Source organism: Antarcticibacterium arcticum, from assembly GCF_007993795.1.
In the GTDB taxonomy this organism is placed as follows: Bacteria; Bacteroidota; Bacteroidia; order Flavobacteriales; family Flavobacteriaceae; genus Gillisia; species Gillisia arctica.
On the sequence record NZ_CP042476.1, the window covers coordinates 1,428,461 to 1,448,484 of the forward strand.

12 protein-coding genes are annotated in these 20,024 nt (G+C 40.6%); 9 read left to right on the forward strand and 3 right to left on the reverse strand.

The annotated features are described in order from the left end of the window. Positions 1-119: 119 nt before the first annotated feature. The 7 genes from FK178_RS06415 (at position 120) to FK178_RS06445 (ending at position 9,504) form a co-directional block, all read left to right on the forward strand. A complete protein-coding gene (locus FK178_RS06415) occupies positions 120-1,316 on the forward strand; it encodes a PepSY-associated TM helix domain-containing protein (RefSeq protein ID WP_146832374.1) in 1,197 nt (398 codons plus the stop codon). Positions 1,317-1,509: 193 nt separating this feature from the next. Next, positions 1,510-3,990: a TonB-dependent receptor gene (locus FK178_RS06420; protein ID WP_146832377.1), complete on the forward strand. Its 2,481-nt coding sequence runs from the start codon at positions 1,510-1,512 to the stop codon at positions 3,988-3,990. A gap of 62 nt (positions 3,991-4,052) precedes the next feature. Further along, positions 4,053-5,159 (forward strand): PepSY-associated TM helix domain-containing protein, encoded by a 1,107-nt coding sequence (locus FK178_RS06425; protein WP_146832380.1) that lies wholly within the window; start codon positions 4,053-4,055, stop codon positions 5,157-5,159. A gap of 158 nt (positions 5,160-5,317) precedes the next feature. After that, a complete protein-coding gene (locus FK178_RS06430; protein WP_146832383.1) occupies positions 5,318-5,680 on the forward strand; it encodes a response regulator transcription factor in 363 nt (120 codons plus the stop codon). A 4-nt stretch (positions 5,681-5,684) separates the two neighbouring features. Then, positions 5,685-6,908 (forward strand): YaiO family outer membrane beta-barrel protein, encoded by a 1,224-nt coding sequence (locus FK178_RS06435; RefSeq protein ID WP_168194568.1) that lies wholly within the window; start codon positions 5,685-5,687, stop codon positions 6,906-6,908. After that, positions 6,908-7,894 carry a hypothetical protein gene (locus FK178_RS06440; RefSeq protein ID WP_146832389.1) on the forward strand — a complete coding sequence of 329 codons (987 nt, stop codon included), beginning with the start codon at positions 6,908-6,910 and terminating at the stop codon, positions 7,892-7,894. The genes FK178_RS06435 and FK178_RS06440 overlap by 1 nt, the downstream gene beginning before the upstream one ends. Before the next feature lie 146 nt (positions 7,895-8,040). Next, positions 8,041-9,504 (forward strand): glycosyltransferase family 2 protein, encoded by a 1,464-nt coding sequence (locus FK178_RS06445; protein WP_146832392.1) that lies wholly within the window; start codon positions 8,041-8,043, stop codon positions 9,502-9,504. A 60-nt stretch (positions 9,505-9,564) separates the two neighbouring features. Here FK178_RS06445 and FK178_RS06450 read toward each other — a convergent pair whose 3' ends face one another. After that, positions 9,565-10,110 carry a C40 family peptidase gene (locus FK178_RS06450; protein ID WP_146832395.1) on the reverse strand — a complete coding sequence of 182 codons (546 nt, stop codon included), beginning with the start codon at positions 10,108-10,110 and terminating at the stop codon, positions 9,565-9,567. A 301-nt stretch (positions 10,111-10,411) separates the two neighbouring features. Beyond that, positions 10,412-16,351, reverse strand: a complete 5,940-nt coding sequence (locus tag FK178_RS06455; protein ID WP_146832397.1) for a HAMP domain-containing protein — start codon at positions 16,349-16,351, stop codon at positions 10,412-10,414. Positions 16,352-16,837: 486 nt separating this feature from the next. Here FK178_RS06455 and FK178_RS06460 point away from each other — a divergent pair, with 486 nt between their 5' ends. Together FK178_RS06460 and FK178_RS06465 are read left to right on the forward strand one after the other, a co-directional pair. Then, positions 16,838-17,215, forward strand: a complete 378-nt coding sequence (locus FK178_RS06460; RefSeq protein ID WP_146832400.1) for a response regulator — start codon at positions 16,838-16,840, stop codon at positions 17,213-17,215. A gap of 437 nt (positions 17,216-17,652) precedes the next feature. Further along, on the forward strand, positions 17,653-17,901 hold the full coding sequence (locus FK178_RS06465; protein ID WP_146832403.1) for a hypothetical protein: 249 nt from the start codon (positions 17,653-17,655) through the stop codon (positions 17,899-17,901). A gap of 1,228 nt (positions 17,902-19,129) precedes the next feature. Here FK178_RS06465 and FK178_RS06470 read toward each other — a convergent pair. Then, entirely contained in the window at positions 19,130-19,636 is a 507-nt protein-coding gene (locus FK178_RS06470) for a T9SS type A sorting domain-containing protein (RefSeq protein ID WP_146832406.1), read from the reverse strand. Positions 19,637-20,024: the final 388 nt, after the last annotated feature.

Genomic DNA, 20,024 nt, shown 5'->3' on the forward strand with positions numbered 1-20,024 from the left:
TTACAGATTTTAATAAAATTGAAATTTTAAAAAATATTAAAAAAGTGTTGCCCAGGTGAATACTGCGTTTTAATTTAGCGCTTTATTTAGAATCATTCTAAAGATTTTGACAGACCACCATGGGCAAGAAAAGGAATAAAGCGAATACCACTTTCCGGAAGATCATTAGAAACACACACCTTGTCCTGGGACTGGGAAGCGGGTTAATTATATTTATAATGGCTGTCACCGGGTGCCTTTGGGCCTTCCAGGAAGAAATTGAAGCTTTTACCTCGCCCCTCCCGGAAATCCAGATGCAGAATGCAGCAGTAATTCCTCCGGTAGAAGCCAGAAGGCTCGCTCACGAAGTTTTCCCCGGAAGAATGGTACATGGTACATTGTATGGGGCTGCCAATGACCCGGTAAAAGTTATCTTCTATGAATTGGAACCGGAATTTTATCACACTGTTTATTTACACCCTTATACAGGAAAGGTATTACATATAGATAATAACCTCACGGGATTCTTTCCCTTTGTTCTGGAAGGACACCGGTATTTATGGCTTCCCAAACCTATTGGCGAGCAACTGGTGCAATGGAGTACGGTGATCTTTGCGGTTATGCTACTAACCGGGATAGTTCTCTGGTGGCCCAAAAACCGGAAAAACCGTAGGCAACGCTACACCCTGGACTGGAAAGAAACTACAAAGTGGAAACGAAAGAATTATGACCTTCACTCTGTCATAGGTTTTTATATAAGTTTTATTGCTGTGATTATTGTTTTTACCGGCCTTGTAATGGCTTTTGAAAGTTTCAAGGCAGGAACCTATTACAGCCTGGGGGGCCAAAAAGAAACCTTATGGCGGGTACCAGAGAATAATGCCACCACAAATCAAATAGCGCTTAATGGTAACGGGATGGATCTCCTGTTTAACAAGCTTCGATCTGAATATCCACAAGCAGTTGACCTTGAATTCCATTATCCCGCGACTGAAGAAGAAGCAATTTATGTGGAAATTGGGTATGAGGAAGGGATCTATTATAATGCCGACTATCGCTTTTACGATCAAAATACCCTGGAAGAAATAACCTCGCCAACCATTTACGGAGTGTACGCTGAAACCGGTTTTCCAGAAAAGGTGATGAGAATGAATTATGATATTCATGTAGGCGCTATAGGGGGCCTCCCGGGTAAGGTATTGGCATTCTTTGCCAGCCTTATTTGCGCAAGCCTTCCGGTTACAGGATTTTTACTGTGGTACGGGCGTACCTACAAAAAGAAACCCGTGCAATTAAAACCTACCCGAAAAAAACGGGTAGCGGTCCCTGTAGATTAAAATTCCCATCTATATAAAATTGGAACAATTATTTAAAAATTTTTTTTTAAATATAACTTCCTGATCTTCTTGCAATCAGCCATTCCGCACTAAATTTTATTTATAATAATTATAAATAATGTTTTTTTTATTCAAATGGGTTCATACATTTGCGCCTCTATTTAAAATAAGTCTAAATAAACACACTTTTAAAATGAACCAGAAATATTTTCTGTTACCCCTCCTGCTTTTGATATTTCAACTCAGCTTTAGCCAGTCTACCGGAAGCATCCAGGGAAACCTTATCAATAAGAACGGCCAGCCCGTAGTAGATGCGAATATTGAAATACCGGGTACTATCCTGGGAACAGAATCAAAGTCTAATGGAGAATTTATCCTTAGCAATGTACCGGCAGGAAATTATACCCTAAGAATTTCCTTTGTAGGTTACCAAACCAAAGATCTTGCAGTTTCTGTACAAGCAGGACAAACTACTACCCTATCGGCAATCGTTCTGAATAACAATGACCAGGACCTGGAGGAAGTTGTTGTGAGGGCCAATGGTAATATTAATGAGTTTACCAGAGGTAAAAGTGATCATGTGGCCAAACTGCCATTAAAAGATATTGAGAACCCACAGGTTTATAACAATATTACCGCAGAACTTCTTCAGGAACAGGTTATAACCAACTTCGATGATGCCTTAAAGAACTCCCCGGGAATATCAAAATTATGGGAATCTACAGGAAGGGGAAATGACGGGGCCGGATACTTTTCCCTGCGTGGTTTTCCGGTTCAACCGACTCTTATGAATGGCTTACCCGGACTCACGAACGGAAGTCCCGATCCTGCTAACCTGGAAAGGATTGAAGTAGTAAAAGGACCATCGGGAACGTTATATGGTAGCAGCCTTATATCTTATGGAGGCCTTATAAATATTGTAACCAAAAAGCCCTATGATTATTTCGGCGGAAATATAGCCTATACCATAGGTTCCTTTGGATTAAACCGCATCACTGCCGATGTTAACACCCCTCTTGATGAAACCGGCAAAGTAGCCTTAAGGGTTAATACGGCATATCATAAACAAAACAGTTTTCAGGATCTTGGTTTCCGGGAATCCTTCTTTATAGCACCCTCTTTGAGCTATAAGGTGAATGACAGGCTGTCCTTCCTTATCAATACTGAAATTTTTAAAGGAGAAACCACTAATCCTACCATGCTTTTTGTAGACCGTGGTGCACCTTTACGAGCAACCAATATAGAGGAGTTAGGTTATGATACCAACCGTAGCTATACCAGCAATGACCTTACTCTTGAAAACCCCAATTACAGCCTGCAGGGCCAGATGAATTATAAACTTTCCACAGGCTGGACCTCACAAACCGTTTTCTCAAGGGGATCTTCCAAATCTATAGGCCATTATTCATATTTATACGAGACCACCCGTTTTTACCAGGGTAGGGATGAAATTGAAGGAAGCCTAACTAATCTTGATGAAGGGCTTGTTTTTACCAGGTATATGAACAACCAGAATTCAACAACGCTTACCTCAGATATTCAGCAGAATTTCTTAGGAGATTTCAACATCGCAGGTCTTAGAAACCGTATGGTAGTAGGCCTTGATTACTTTAACAGGCAGGTTATAGACAACAGCTCCGGCTATGTTGCAAACGGAAATGTTTATATTGGAAATGCTTCATTGCAAAATGTGAACGAAAGCGTTTACGGCATCTTTGATCCTTCAGCATATATTAGAAATAACGACAATGGAAGGCTTTCTGCCGCCGCTACAGATAATTTGCTTGCCGGGCGTCCTTTAAATAACAATACTACCCGCGAAGATATCTATAGTGCGTATGTTTCCAATGTACTTAATTTCACCCCTAATCTTTCAGCAATGGCGAGTTTGAGGGTAGACCGTTTTGAGAGTGACAGGAATAGCCAAACGGCACTTTCTCCTAAATTCGGGATTGTTTATCAGCCCATATTGGAAAGGGTATCCCTTTTTGCCAATTATATGGACGGATTTAGCAATGTGGCCCCACAACAGCAGGGGGATCCTGCACAGGGTGTTACCACTACTGTTATTTTTGATCCTGAAAGAGCCAGTCAATTTGAGGCGGGAACCAAACTTAATTTGGTAAAAAATAAGGTTTCTGCTACTATAAGTTATTATGATATTCAGGTTTCCAATATTGTGATGGAGGAAACAGGGCGGCCTTTTTTCTACGTTCAGGATGGAGAACGCTACAGCCGCGGTTATGAAGCCAGTGTGACTGCAACACCTTTTGCAGGATTAAATATAATAGCAGGGTACAGCCATAACGACAGTAAACTTACAGTATCAGATCAAACCGACTTTTTGGGAAGACGTCCGGAATCTGCAGGGCCGGAAGACCAGGCCAACCTATGGGCTAGTTACAGGATACCAACCGGAACCTATGAAGGATTTGGCCTTGGGTTTGGCGGGAATTATGCAGGTGAAAATATGATATTTAACCGTGCCGTTGGAGGAGTCTTTACCCTTCCTTCCTATACGGTGCTAAATGCTTCGGCATTTTATAACGTTGAGAAATTCTCTGTTATTCTAAAATTAAATAACCTTACCAATGAAGAATACTTTAATGGCTGGTCTACCATTAATCCTCAAATGCCTCGGAATTTTGCAGCCAGTTTCACCTACAATTTTTAATTTGAAATAAATCCTAAATTTGCCGTCTGAAAAAAAACTTTTCAGGCGGCTTTTTTTATAATATGCCCAAAAAGAAAAAACATAATATTTGGAAGAAATGGGCCGGCCTGTTGCACCTCTGGCTTGGACTTCTTACCGGCATTATAGTTTTTATTGTTGCGGTAACCGGGTGTATTTTTGTATTCCACAATGAGATACAGGACCTCACCCTCGACTGGCGGAAAATTACCCCACAGGAAGAGGCATTTGTAGCCCCCTCTGTATTACAGGATAAAGTAACAAATTTGTTTCCGGGGGCTGAAGCAGGCATGGTAGTGTACCAGAACAGGGAACGGCCTGCCCATGTATTTGCAGTAATTGAAGACAGGCCACATCATATTTATTTTAATCCTTATACCGCAACACTTACTCATATTCAGGATCTTGAAAAGGATTTCTTTCTCATTATTGAGGACCTGCATATGCACTTACTTCTGCCCGAAGCTATAGGAAAACAGGTGGTTGGGGCTTCTACCCTCATTTTTATCCTGATGCTTATTACAGGCATTGTGCTGTGGTGGCCAAGGAAAAAGAAAAGCTTTAAAGAAAATCTCAAAATAAAATGGAAGGCCAGGTGGCGCAGGGTAAATTATGACTGGCACAGGACTACCGGCTTTTATGTCTCATTCCTTGCCCTGTTTCTTGCACTTACCGGGCTTAGTTTTTCTTACGAATGGATGAACGAGTCTTTTTATGAAATTGGGAATCTTGGAAAAGAATATCCGGAGGATGAGATACAGCTGCAAATAACCGGAGTTGCGGGAGAGTTTATGCATCAACCGGTAGATATGGCAATGGCACAAACCTTTCAATTAATGCCCGCAAGCGGAATGTATTTTGTCTGGCACCAGGGTCCCGATGCTCCTATTGTCACCGGAGCCTATCCCCATGCGCTTGAATTTGACCACCAGTCTAACTTTTATTTTCATCCCATAACAGGTGAACTTCTCCGGGAGCATTATTATGAAGATAAAAGCAACGGGATGAAATTACAGGAGATGAGCTATGGCCTGCACACCGGCCAGTATTTTGGCTTGGCGGGAAAGATCATTGGATTTTTGGGCAGTCTTTTTGTAGCCGGATTACCTGTAAGCGGATTTCTGTTATGGTGGGGACGGAGGAACAAGTAGCTGCTCCGGAATCGCTTGTGGTCCTTAATTTCTTTCACAAATAAGAAGTTTTTTTGATGGGATTCAATATTTTTTTGTGATGTATACTTCTGAATTTGTACATTGTAGGGGAAAGTTTTAACCTTAGGTTGAAAATTTTAACTAAAGACCCCTACGTCATGAAAATCTTACTAGCCGAGGATGATGCGCTAACCACGCAATCATTGACCTACTTTCTAAAAGCCAAAAATTACGAGATCCTGCATGCAAAAGACGGAGAAGCAGCTCTGCGTTTTTTAAAAACAGATGTGTTTGATTTGATCATTACAGATCTCAACATGCCTAAAATTGGCGGTATGGAATTGATACATATCATCCGTAATGATCTGGGCCTTGAGACACCCGTAATTGTACTTACGGCATCGGGGATAGAGCAAACCGAACTGGATGCTTTTGCCATGGGTGCAAGCGAATTTATTTCAAAACCTTTTAGCCCATCTGTACTTAATACCAGGATCCAGCGATTGGTCCCCATATCTTAAGGAAATGAAAATATTCCTTTGGGTGTGCCTCCTGGTGGGTACCATATTTTCCTCTACAGCACAAATAAAGCCTGCAGAAATAACTTTTGCCAGGGCCAGAGAATTTGCGGTTGCAGGAGACTATGCCCAATCTATAAAGGTCCTTGAAATACTAAGAGATTCCCTGCCCCAAAATACTGATTACAGCATATACCTGGCCCGGGTTTATGGCTGGAACAAGGATTATCCCGCAGCCATTACTATCCTAAAACCACTTATAGACAGTGTGGATCCACCTGAAGAGGCCTTGCATGTGATGGTGAATACCCAATTATGGGCTGGGAATTATGAGGAAGTTATTAAGTATTCCAATCTGGCACAATTAAAATATAAAAACTCTTATTACCAAATTCAGAAAGCCAGGGCGTTGGCAGCATTAAACCGCAACGACGAGGCAGAAGATACCCTGCAAGAAGTACTTCGGATGGAGCCGGACAACAAGGAAGCCCGGGCATTAAAAACTCAAATTTTTCAGCAAAGAACAGAGCATATAGCGCTTTCTTACTTAAACACCTCATTTAGTGATCCCGGTTTTAAACCCTGGCATTTGGCGTACCTGGAATATAAAAGGGATCTGGGAAAGGTTCCGGTACTTGCACGTTTCAACTATGCTGATCTTTTTGAAAAACAGGGTAGTCTTTTTGAAGTAGATGCATATCCCAAAACCGGTAAGAACAGTTACTTATATCTTAATGCAGGTGCCGCGCTAAATACTCCCCTTTTTCCGAAATTCAGGGGAGGAATAGAATACTTCCACTCCTTAAATAAACATTTCGAAATTTCCATTGGCAGTAAATACCTTGCTTTTGAAGAAACCGATGTGGTCTTATTAAATGCAGGGCTCACTTACAATACTAAAAACAACCTCAGTTTAAATTATAAGCCTTATTTTACTCAAACAGAAGGCGACTGGCTCACCTCTCACTCCCTCGCCTTAAGGATCACTAACCCAATTAAAGAAAATTTTGTACAGATAGACCTTCAGTATGGTTCCATTCCCTTTGGCTTTGTCACCTCGACAGCTTTTACAGATGTTACCTCCCTGCGGCTGGGACTACAATATCGTTTCAGGCTTACAAAGAACATATTAGTACAGCCTGTCTTTATGTATGAATATGAGGAGTATTTTCCATCAATGTACCGCAACAGGTTTAACAGTCAATTAATAACAATTTTAAGGTTCCTGTAATGAAGCAACTTTGGAATTATATATTAGAGTTAGGAAGTATAGAGATTTTTTTAATTTCCTGTACGTTGGTTTTTATGTTTTCAATTGTGCTGTTTGTCTTCTTAACCATAAGCAGCAGAACAAAAAAAATAAGAAGGGAGATCTACAGAAAGAAGAATACCTCTCATATAAATAATACCCTGTTTGCAATAGCTTTTGATGGTGCCGGACTTGATAATTTTAAGGATGACCCGTTGTTCAAAAGAAATTGGAAAAGAAAGTTGTATAAGGATCAATTTCTTACCGAGCTAATAAAACTTCACCGACTCTATGGTGGTGAAATTGCCCATAATTTACGCAAATGTTATAAAGATTTCAGGCTTATTCAACTTTCATATTCCAAAGTAAGAAGCAGGAAATGGGAACTAAAATGTGCGGGCATCCAGGAACTTGGTGAAATGGAAATAAAGAAGGCCGTTCCTGTAATTCTGGAATATACCAGATCAAAAAATAACACCCTTAAAATGGTGGCGCTAATAGAGGTGATCCATCTTAGTGGTTTAAAGGGTTTATCCCTGCTGGAAGATTATAAAGAACCACTAAACGATTGGATCCAGTTAAACCTTCTGGAATCTATCAAAGAGGCAAATATAAGTGAGGTGCCGGATTTTGGTTATTTACTGGAATCAACCAATGAAACAATTGTAATTTTTGGTTTAAGGTTGCTTACCCTCTTCCGCCAGGACCATCATCTTCCAACCGTTAAACTCTTACAAACAACTTCCTCAAGAAAGATCAATATGCAGGCGAGGATCACCTTCAAGCAGCTTACTGCTACCGCCGGCGAAGTTTTACAAAATGAGGAGGATAGAATATTGCAAATACCCTATGAAATGTATAATGCCCGGGAGGAAAATTCATATAGCCCTAATGTATTGTATGTTGTTTTGTTTAGTGGCTTTCTGGTAATTTGCCTGGCCCTTGCAATCTGGTTAATGTGGTATTAATCCAAGATTTTATCGATAAAGTGCAAATATTTACAGATGAAAGGTATTCTGTTAATAATAAAATGGTAGATTTGTAGTATAATTTCTACATTATCAGGTGTTAAGCTTAGCTTGAAGAACCTGGATGTAGCCCCCTAAATTATACTATGTTTTGGTTTGATAGCGATGTAATAATGTATGGATTCCTAAATGGATATCATATATTCATGCTGGTTTTTGCATTGTCTATTATGTCTTCTTATATAATATTGGGCACCATTTCCATTCTCTCTCTTAGAAAATACCTGAAGGAAAATAGTTTTGTGAACTATCAGAAAATTTTGAATTCTGAAATGGCTCCCAGGCTCTCCCTTATTGCTCCCGCTTACAATGAAGGCATGACAATTGAGGAAAACGTTCAATCTTTACTCTCCCTGAATTATAATAATTTTGAAGTAATTGTGGTAAATGATGGAAGCAGGGATAATACATTGCAATTACTCATAAAGACTTATGGCCTCGTAGCGGTAGACAGTGAAGTGGCGGGAAAGATCCCCACTAAACAAATTATACAGATCTATAAATCCCGCAATAAAGCATTTAAGAAATTAACCGTTATTGATAAAGTTAATGGCGGGAAAGCAGATGCATTGAATGTAGGTATCAATTTTTCTGAAAACCCCTATGTTGTTTGTATAGATGTTGATTGTATCCTGGAAAAAGATGCCTTGCTGAAATTGGCAAAACCATACCTTGAACGTTCCGACAGCAGGATGATCGCCACCGGCGGTGTAGTAAGAATCGCAAATTCCTGTACGTCTGATGGAGGCCGCCTTGTAAAAATACGGGCTCCTCAAAAGTACCTGCCCCGTATACAGGTGTTGGAATATTTAAGGGCGTTCCTGCTTGGCCGCATGGCCTGGAGTAAACTGGACGGCTTGCTTTTAATAAGTGGGGCCTTTGGAATGTTTGATAAAGAGATCGCCATAAAAGCCGGGGGATATAATCCCGCAACCGTAGGGGAAGACATGGAACTTGTTGTGAGAATGCGGCGATATATGATCGAGAATAATTTTAAATATAGTGTTTTCTATATCCCGGATCCTATATGCTGGACAGAAGCCCCTGAAAGTTTTAAGGTATTTAAAAAACAAAGGAGCCGGTGGACGCGTGGTACGATGGAAACCCTCTGGGCCCATAAAAAAATGTTCCTGAACCCGAAGTACAAGATCCTGGGTATAATAAGCATTCCCTACTGGACCTTTTTTGAATACCTCGCCCCATTATTAGAGATCATAGGAATTATTGTGAGCATATGTCTTATATTTTTTGGTCTTATAAGTTGGAAGCTCCTGTTGCTTGTTACAGTAATGGTATATGTGTTCGCAGTTATGATCTCATGCCTGGCCTTGTTAACCGAAGAATATACCTACAGTCAATATACCAGAATAAACGACTTTAAAAGGCTCCTGGTAGCTGCCTTTATAGAACCCTTTTATTTTCATCCTGTAACGGTTTATGCAGCAGTTCTGGGAAATTGGGAAAAGATTCGCGGCAAAAATGGCTGGGGGGAAATGAAACGAAGTGGGTTTAAAACAAAAACTGTACAACAAACCATTATTGCCGATTAACCTTTACGCCTCCGGAAATAGCCCTTTTTTTTAAGATAAGTACCATCCCTCCCCTAAGACCTAAATAACCCGTATAGCTTTTACAAAACGTCGGGTGTACCCCTGGTTGGAAAGATTGGTTATTACCACTTTCATCTGCCGGCCGGAAGTCGCATGGATAAAATCACTTTCCACACCATTGGCTTCTGAAACAATCCCAATATGGCCAATTGCATCCCTGGTAGGGCTTAAGAATAATAAAAGGTCTCCCTTTTCAACCTGCTCAATAGGAACTTCCCTGCCAAAATTCTCAAAAGCTGCAGAGCTGCGTGGCACATCTATATTAAAATGCTGATACACAAAATATACATACCCCGAACAATCAAACCCCTCTTCCCCGTTTCCCGCAACTACATAGGGAGTTCCTAGTAATTCCATCCCATATTGCACTATGCTATCCTGTAAAGTATAATTGGCTTGTTGGGAATTAAATGTTATTTCGGGTTCTTCCAATTCAGGTTGAGCTTCGGAAGCCTTCGGTTTAAAATAGGTAACATAGCTTACAAAGATTAAAACCAACACAAGAAAAATTAATTTTCCGAAATTTTTTAGGCTTGCTTTTTTCATCTTTCAGGCATTTATAATGGAATTTAATCTATTCCGGGCTAGGCCGGGAAATATCTTTAATTGTAATAATTTTTATTCGGCGAGGCTTCTATATTCGCCTAATCGTCCGGTAGTGGTTTTTAATTATGCTCTCAATAAACCGGCTTTCTTGTTCTTCCAAATCAAAGACCGGACCACACCATTATTTTATTTCTTCTGTACCAATTCAAAAAGGCTGCGGGCGGTGAAGTTACCTTTTTAGTAAAAGTGAACTACAACGCCCGCACCATGGAATTCTTTAGAAAAAAACTTTTCTTTTATGTTATTGGTACAGCCATAATCGGACGATATTTAATAACTTATCAATATTCACAGGTTTTGTAAGATAGTCATTAGCTCCTGCTTCAAGGCTTTTTGCTTTATCTTCGGGCATTGCCTTTGCGGTGAGGGAAATTATAGGTAAATTTTTATACGCTGCATTTTCCCTTATCTTCATTGTGGCCTCATAGCCGTCCATTACCGGCATCATGACATCCATTAACACAATATCGATATCTTTTTCCTTCTCTAATTTTTCAATCGCAATTTTCCCATTTTCTGCAACCACCACTTTCATCCCGGCTTCATCCAGGGCTTTGGATAGCGCGTAGGAATTACGCCCGTCATCATCTACCAGCAGTACTTTTTTGCCTTTTAGAACATGTTTGGGATGATGAAGATCTGTCATTATCTTTTTTTGTTTGGAAGAGAGCTTGCTTTCATCACTATGTATGAATAAGGAAACCTCATCCAGAAGCACCTCAGGTGTGGAAGCACCTTTTATTACAATGCTATCTGTAAACTTATATAGATTCTTAATTTCGGTTTTAGTAAGTTCTTTCCCTGTATAAACCACTACCGGCATTTTTACTTCCTCCTGGCCGGATTTTAACTTTTTAAGAATGTCAAAGCCTGAAATATCCGGTAGATCAAGGTCAAGAATAATACAGTTGTAATATTGGGATTTAAGCTTTTTTAGAGCATCCTTCCCCGTCATAGCAGTAGTGATATTTACTTCCTTATTCTGCAGCATTTTCTTAACCGCCTTCATAGTGGCTTCATCATCCTCAATAATAAGGATCTCTTTGGGATGTAAATTATATAGTTCCTCCATTTTCAAAACAGCATCCTCAAGATCCCTTGCAGATACCGGTTTTAAGCCAAAGCCCATTGCACCTTTATTAAGCGCCTCCCGGCTTTGATCTTTAGTACCCATTAAAAATACCGGGATATGCCTGGTCTTTAGGTTAAATTTTAAATGGTCCAGTACAATAAGGCCTTTCATATCCTGTAATTGCTCATTGAGCAGAATTCCATTGGGCTGGTATTGCGCAGCCAGTTTCATGCCCTCTTTGCCATCCCTTGCAATTAGCAGTTTATAGCCATATGTCTGTACTATTTTCCTTAATGTTTGAGCGAAAGATTTGTCTTCATCAATTACCAGCAGGGAGTATTCTGAAACTTTTAAGTTATCCCTGTCATCTGGGATATAAGCTTCCATTAAATCGGCAGTACGGTTTTCTGCCAATTCCAAAGTGGCATTGTTGCGGGATTGGGAATATTTTGGTTCACTGTAAGAGGAAATTGCTTCATCCAATTCTTTGATGGGTGCACTGGTAAGATCTGTAGGGATAAATACAGTAAATATACTTCCTTTATCCTCTGTGCTCTCTATATGGATCTCACCTCCCAATAATCTTGAAAGTTCCCTGGATATTGTTAAACCAAGGCCTGTACCACCATATTGGCGGCTGGTACCTCCCTCTGCCTGCTGAAAAGCTTCGAAAATCATCATTCGTTTGGATTCCGGGATACCAATTCCCGTATCTTTCACGGCTATTTCCAGAACCTCAGATTTTGAGAGGGTTATTTCCCTGAAATTCACTCTTGGATCTGGTGTTCCTATAGTCACACTAACTGAGCCTTCCTGCGTGAATTTAATGGCATTCGAAAGCAGGTTCTTGATGATCTGTTCCAAACGCTGCCCGTCTGTAATTATCCTGTCTGGCGCATTTGATTTACTCTGTATGGTGAACTTTAGCTTTTTAGATTTGGCAAGTGGTTCAAATTGATTTTGAAGATTATTTACCAGATTTTCTATAATAACCTCCTCAGGGTGAATTTGAAGTTTCCCGGCCTCAACTTTTGAAAGATCCAGGATATCATTAATAAGGTTCAAAAGACTCAATCCGCCTTCATAAATAATACTTGCGGATTTTTGCTGGTCTTTTAACAGGTTTCCTTTTCGGTTATCACTAAGGTCTTTGGAGAGGATAAGAAGACTGTTTAATGGGGTCCTGAGCTCATGGGACATATTGGCCAGGAATTCAGATTTATACTTACTGGCCAGTTCCAGTTCTTTTGCCTTACGTTCTACTTCAACTCTACTGAATTGCAGGTCTTCCTTCTGCATTTCAAGATCTTTTGTCTTGGACTCCAGGTCTTCATTTGCCATTTGTAATTCCTTACTCTGGATCTTGAGCTTCTCCTGTTGTTTCAACAACTCTTCAGACTGTCGCTGGGATTCTTCCAGCAGGTCTTTCATTTTTTCCCTATCCAGGGAGGAGTTAGTGGTAATTGCAATGTTCTCTACTACGGAACGTACCAATTCCAGCTGATTATCATTAAAAGGCCTGAAAGATCCAATCTCGATCACACCTTTCACTTCCCCATCTATAATAAATGGCTGTACCAGAATGTTTTGTGGTTTTTGTTCACCCAGGCCTGAGGAAACACTTATATAATCTGTAGGAATGCCGGAAAGCACGATCACTTCCTTTTCAAGGGCAGCCTGGCCTACAAGGCCTTCTCCAAATTCAAATGTGGTTTTAAGGGATTTGCGTCTTGTAAATGCATAGGAACCGGTCATTCTCAACCATTTCTTATCGTTGCTTTTTTCAGCAAGATAAATTACCCCTACCTGGCCGCCCAGGTATTTGGTAAGATAGGATATGATGTTTTTAGATAAGGTTACAAGATCCTGCTCTCCACGCATTCTATCGTTAAGCCCCGCCTGTCCTGTCTTGATCCAGGCTTCGTTCTCATTCTCTTCAGATATTCGCTTCAGGTTCTCTGTCATTGTATTCAAAGCGATACCCAGTTGATCTGCCTCACTACGAAGCGGCATCTCAATGGCAAAGTTACCTTCAGCAATCGTGTTGGCCGCTTTTACAATGGTGGTGAAACTGTCTACCATCGCATTGATGTTGTTCTTAAGTTCCTGCACCTCCCCTTTCACTTCCACATCAATCTTTCTGGAGAAATCCCCACGCGCAAGTGCGGTAGATACACCTGCAATATCCCGTACCTGTGAGGTAAGGTTGCTCGCCATCTGGTTTACATTATCTGTAAGATCCTTCCAGGAGCCGGCCACGTTTGGCACTTCTGCCTGCCCTCCAAGAATACCTTCTGTACCCACCTCCCGTGCAACATTGGTTACCTCATCTGCAAATATGTTAAGGGCATCAACCATGATGTTAATGGTGGTAGAAAGTTCCAATACTTCTCCCCCTTTCCCCTGTTCAGAAATTTTCTGCGAAAGATCCCCGTTTGCAACCGCGGTGGTTACAGATGCGATCTCCCTTACCTGGGTGGTAAGGTTACTCGCCATCGTGTTCACATTATCTGTCAATCCTTTCCAGGTACCTGCAACGTTGGGCACTTTTGCCTGCCCTCCCAGCATACCTTCGGTTCCCACTTCACGCGCCACACGGGTTACCTCTGCGGCAAAAACGTTCAGCGAGTCCACCATCTGGTTAATGGTATCTTTTAATTCGGCTATTTCACCTTTTACATCAATGGATATTTTTTGTGAAAGATCCCCGTGCGCAACCGCAGTTGCTACATTTGCAATTTCCCTCACCTGGCTGGTAAGGTTACTTGCCATTGTGTTCACATTTCCGGTAAGGTCCAGCCAGGCACCGGCCACATTGGGCACTTCCGCCTGACCTCCCAACATCCCCTCTGTACCCACCTCCCGGGCAACACGCGTTACCTCATTGGAAAGTATGTTCAGGGAATCTACCATCGTGTTTATAATAGTAGAAAGTTCAAGTACTTCTCCCCCTTTTTCCTGTTCAGATATTTTTTTGGAAAGATCTCCATTCGCAACCGCTTTTGTTACAGATGCAATCTCCCTTACCTGGGTGGTAAGGTTGGAGGCCATTGTATTCACATTCTCTGTAAGTTCCCACCAGGCACCACCAACATTCGGAACCTGCGCCTGCCCGCCCAGGATACCTTCTGTACCCACCTCACGCGCCACACGGGTTACCTCATCTGAAAATATGTTCAGGGAATCCACCATCGTGTTGATGGTTTCTTTTAGTTCTGCAATCTCACCTTTCGCTTCAATTGCAATCTTTTGGGCAAGATCCCCTTTTGCCACGGCCGTTGCCACATTCGCAATTTCCCTTACCTGGGTGGTAAGGTTGGATGCCATATAATTCACATTATCTGTAAGATCCTTCCAGGTACCGGCGACATCGGGCACTTTTGCCTGACCTCCCAGGATTCCTTCGGTTCCCACTTCACGTGCAACCCTTGTTACCTCATCTGAGAATATGTTCAGGGAGTCCACCATCTGGTTAATGGTATCTTTAAGTTCAGCGATCTCCCCTTTTACATCAATAGTAATTTTTTGGGAAAGATCCCCATCTGCCACCGCGGTAGCAACATTTGCAATTTCCCTCACCTGGGTGGTAAGGTTACTTGCCATGATATTCACATTATCTGTAAGATCTTTCCAGGTTCCAGCTGCACTTGGTACAGTCGCCTGGCCACCTAGTTTTCCTTCGGTACCCACCTCCCGGGCAACCCTTGTTACCTCTGCGGCAAACAGGGTTAGGGAATCAACCATGCTGTTAATCGTGTTGGAAAGAATCAAAACCTCTCCCCCTTTTCCTTCTTCGGTAATTTTTTGTGAAAGGTCCCCCTCTGCCACCGCAGTGGTTACCGATGCGATCTCCCTTACCTGGTTGGTAAGGTTACTCGCCATGGTATTTACATTATCTGTAAGGTCTTTCCAGGTTCCTGCAACATCAGGCACTTTTGCCTGTCCTCCCAGTTTACCTTCTGTACCCACCTCCCGCGCCACACGGGTTACCTCATCTGAGAATATATTCAGGGAATCCACCATCTGGTTAATGGTATCTTTAAGTTCGGCGATCTCCCCTTTTACATTAATTGTAATTTTTTTCGAAAGGTCACCATTTGCAACCGAGGTTGCTACTCCCGCGATCTCCCGTACCTGTGCTGTAAGATTGGAAGCCATCGTATTTACGTTTACCGTAAGATCCTTCCAGGTTCCCGCAACATCCGGCACGTCTGCCTGTCCTCCTAACTTTCCTTCTACCCCCACTTCACGTGCCACGTTGGTTACCTCTGCCGCAAAAATGTTCAGGGAATCAACCATCCTGTTGATGGTGGTAGATAATCCAAGAACTTCCCCACCTTTTCCTTCTTCTGTAATTTTTCTTGAAAGATCCCCATCTGCCACCGCGGTGGTTACCCCTGCAATTTCCCTTACCTGCTCGGTAAGGTTACTCGCCATCTGGTTCACATTATCTGTAAGATCCTTCCAGGTTCCCGAAACATTGGGTACACTTGCCTGGCCGCCCAGTTTTCCTTCAACCCCCACCTCACGGGCCACCTGGGTTACCTGTTCTGCAAATATGTTCAAACTGCCCAGGGTACGGTTTATAACATCTGCCATCGCCCGGAAATCCCCGGTTACCGTGAGGCTAAATTTATCTTCCAGTTTTCCTGCTGCAATACTGTTCAGGATCCTGCTTACTTCAAGTACCGGTTTTGCAATTGCCTCAATAAGGATATTAATGTTATCAATCATATCCTTCCAAACCCCTGTAGAAGCTCTAAACTCTGCACGGGCGTCGAGGTTCCCCTCGATACCTCCCACCCGCGATATACGTGACACCTCTGTACTTACCCCCCCAATCATTTCAACCATCGTGTTGTAAGCCTCGGCCAGATCGGCAAATTTATCATTCCGCTCCTTAGACAGCCTAACCGAAATATCCCCTTCCCTAAACGCTTCCAGTGCAAAGATCAGTCGGTCTAACTGCTCGTGCATGTAATCGTTATCTTTAAACATTTCTTTATGGGGAACCCTCTTGGCTTTTTTGACTATGGGGTTTTTTGCAGGTGTGACCTTGCGGGCCGATGTTTTACCGGGAGTTTTAAGAGTGGTAGTCTTTTTTGACATGGAGTTGGCGGGTTAAAAATAGCTAAACAAAGTATAAAGAAACTGAAATAATGGTGCGTAAAAAAAGCACTTTATATCTAATAAAATGTGAAAATTATGTGAAAATTGGTTAAAAAATACAATCATTTCAGGGCAACTTGGTGGCATATAATGTTAGACATATAAAAACTGCAGAAGCAAAATAACGTTTTGAAACCGCGACAATCGCTAATTTTTAATGAATTAAGGGAAAGTTGTAATGCAAAACATTAAATTTCCGGAAATTTTATTATTTTATTCTTATTTTTGGCCCGTGTTTAAAATGACCATTGAAGAAACACAGGAATAGTGTTTTTTTCCTCTGGTGTAGACATGAAATTGCTAAATACTAATTACCAATTTAGAAAGTTCCGTAAGTACTCTGTAATTTCAATAAGAAGACCTTTTGGAATTTCCCCTTAGATACTAGTGTCCTTTAAATTTTTCAATGTGACAAATAAAAGCAAAATGAATAAAATTTTACTGGTTGAGGACGATTATCACTTGGGTATAATTCTCAATGATCAACTTGAATTGAATGGATATGAGGTTACACTTTTAAGGCTGCCTAAACAAGCGCCCGAAAATCTTTTAAACGGTAAATTTGACCTGGTAATAATGGATAAATTATTAAGCGGGGTAGATGGCACCCAAATATGTTCAGAAATAAGAAATACCGAAGGAATTTCAAAAACCCCGATTCTTATGATGTCTGGGTATGATGGTGCAAAAGAAGTTTGTATTGGTGCAGGCGCCACTAATTTTATTGCAAAACCCTTTGATGTAGAAAACTTCCTTAAAAGTATTGAAGCCACTATTGCAATGGCCGGGAAGTATCAGGATTAAAAGGTTCTTTTAAACTCAGTTATTACCTCTTTCCAAAATTACAAGCTATTTTAATAGTATATATTCTATAAAACAGCCCGTCTAAAAATGATTTAGACGGGCTGTTTTTATTATGTAATGTTTTAAAGCTAAGGAAAATACTTTCGAAACGATTTTCTCCCTCCGGCAGGTAATAATTGGAGACGAGGGGAAGTGGCTCAAGAAAAGCCCAGGCAGGCGGGCGCCTTCCTGTCTTTTTTTATTTCCATTGTGCTCTGGAAGCAAGCTGATGATAACAGGATTACCTCCCTATGGTCGGTGATCCTGAGTGGGGTGTGACTCAAGAAAAGCCCGGGCAGGCTAGCGCCTTCCTGTCTTTTTTTATTTCCGTGTGCCCTGGAAGCAAAGCTTGATGATAACAGGATTACCTCCCTACGGTCGGTGATCCTGAATTGGGGGTGACTTCAAGAAAATCCCGGGCAGGCTATCGCCTTCCTGTCTTTTTTGTTTTTAAAGGGGCTTGTGAGCAAGGTTTTGATAACAGGATTACCTCCCTATGGTCGGTGATCCTGAGTGGGGTGTGTCTCGAGAAAAGCCCGGGCAGGCTGGCGCCTTCCTGTCTTTTTTTATTTCCATGTGCCCTGGAAGCAAAGCTTGATGATAACAGGATTGCCTCCCTACGGTCGGTGATCCTGAATTGGGGGTGACTTCAAGAAAATCCCATGCAGGGTAGCGCCTTCCTGTCTATTTTTATTTCCATGTGCTCTGGAAGCAAGCTTGATGATAACAGGATTACCTCCCTATGGTCGGTGATCCTGAGTGGGGTGTAACTCAAGAAAAGCCCAGGCAGGCTGGCGCCTTCCTGTCTTTTTTGTTTTTAAATGGGCTTGTGAGCAAGCTCACGCCCATTAAAAACAAAAAAGCCCCGCACATCCGTGCAGGGCTTTTCTTGGTCGGGGTGGCAGGAAACTTTTAGCGTTTGAAAACGCCCAGTATCAGCCACTTCATATCTTACTAAGAGGATATATTCACTGAATCATTCACTAAACTTAAAAGAACTTACACACTAATATTATTTAATCGTCTTTGATATCAAAGATAAAAAAATAATACCTATTTATCTTTAAAGGTTATATATTCTTACAATGTCCGAGAGCAAAACGTATTGAAAAAGTCATTGATAAAATTCAACTTTTAAACACCCCACTTACTTTTTTTATCTGGCGCATTTTCCTTTGATTATTATAACAACAGGTTCCAGCTATTTAATGAAAATGAAAATACAATACTTCTTCTATTTTCCACTTACTTCTTTCAGAGCTGTATGCATTACCTTTTGATGTGATTCACATTTCACGATTTTAAATTAGAAAGGCCTTATAAAAAGCGCAGCGGCTTTATGCAGGCCGCTAATTTCAAATCCTGTTTTTTTGACATCAAAAGGTAATGGGATGAAATAATGAAATTGTATAGAATTTAGATTTGAATTCTTCAATCATTATTTTAAAATAATCCTGATGAAAAAAAAATACAACGAAAATCGATTAATTCTAATCTTGCAAAATCTATTAAAACTTCCCCTTCTTTACGAGGCAAAAATCTTCATTTACAGTAATTTTCACGGAAAAATATTCCTGTTTTCAAGGGTTCCCGAAGTTTTTCACGGATTTTACTGTAAATTCTCGAGACTTATATTTTGTAACTTATTGAAAATGAAGGGGGAATGAGTTCATAACATCGCGCAGCGTGTTATCCTCTTGCTATTCCCCCCTTTAATAATTGCAATTTAAAATTACTGCAAACCATTCATCTTGCATCAAGTCACTCCCTTCGGCAGCCGATGTGTTTATCCTATATTGAATTTCTTTAATTCTCAATGCTTTAAGTTCTATTGTGATTGAAAATAAACTTACTATGATTTCTTCTATTTCAATATTATTCGATGATTATATGATGGGTTTCAGTCTTATCATTAACTTTAATTTTTAAAATATATCTTCCCTTTTTATAATTAGAAACATCAATTACTTGGTTGTCACCTAATATACCTTTCTCCATTAATTTAGCCCCGAAACTATATATCTCATAGAATAAATATTTATCTATTTTATCTTTATCCTTTTTACTTTTAATATTTAAAACATCAGAGGTTGGATTCGGATATACCATGTAATTGTTTAAATCTCCAGACCCACAACTTTCTGTTACTTGGACATAATATTCTAACCAATCAGAATATCCACAGGAATTGCTGGCCCTAACTCGGAAAGCAATATAGTTATAAGGAGATGAATATAGGAGGGATACAACAACTTGGTTACCCTGCATCGAAACATAATGATTAGTAGTAATTCTTTCGACTTGCCATGTAGTATTGGCATCTTCTCCAGAAATCAACACCGGAAAAAAATTATTTGAAGTAGAATTTTCATCTCTGCACATAGTAAAGTCTTCATCTGCCGAGTAATTAAGTACCGGGGTTCCTACAAGAATTTCTTTGCTATAAGCTGTGACCCCATAACTACTGTTAATTGTATAATTTATAAGACCTTCTCCTCCTGTTGTAGTACTAATTGGTTTTACAGTAATTTCAGAATTTGAAGAAGATACTATTTGAATATTAGAGGAAGATGACCAAGTTACAGTAGCTCCATCCGGAAGATCATCAAAACTATAGGTAGTAATATTACAAAGATTTATTGGGCCATTTAAATAAGGTTATTTCAATTTGTGAAACACCACTATTGAAAAACACAAGGATTTCTTCGTTAGGATTACTTTGGGCATATCCAATAATGGATAAGAAAAGTAAGTTTATAAAGAGTAGAAT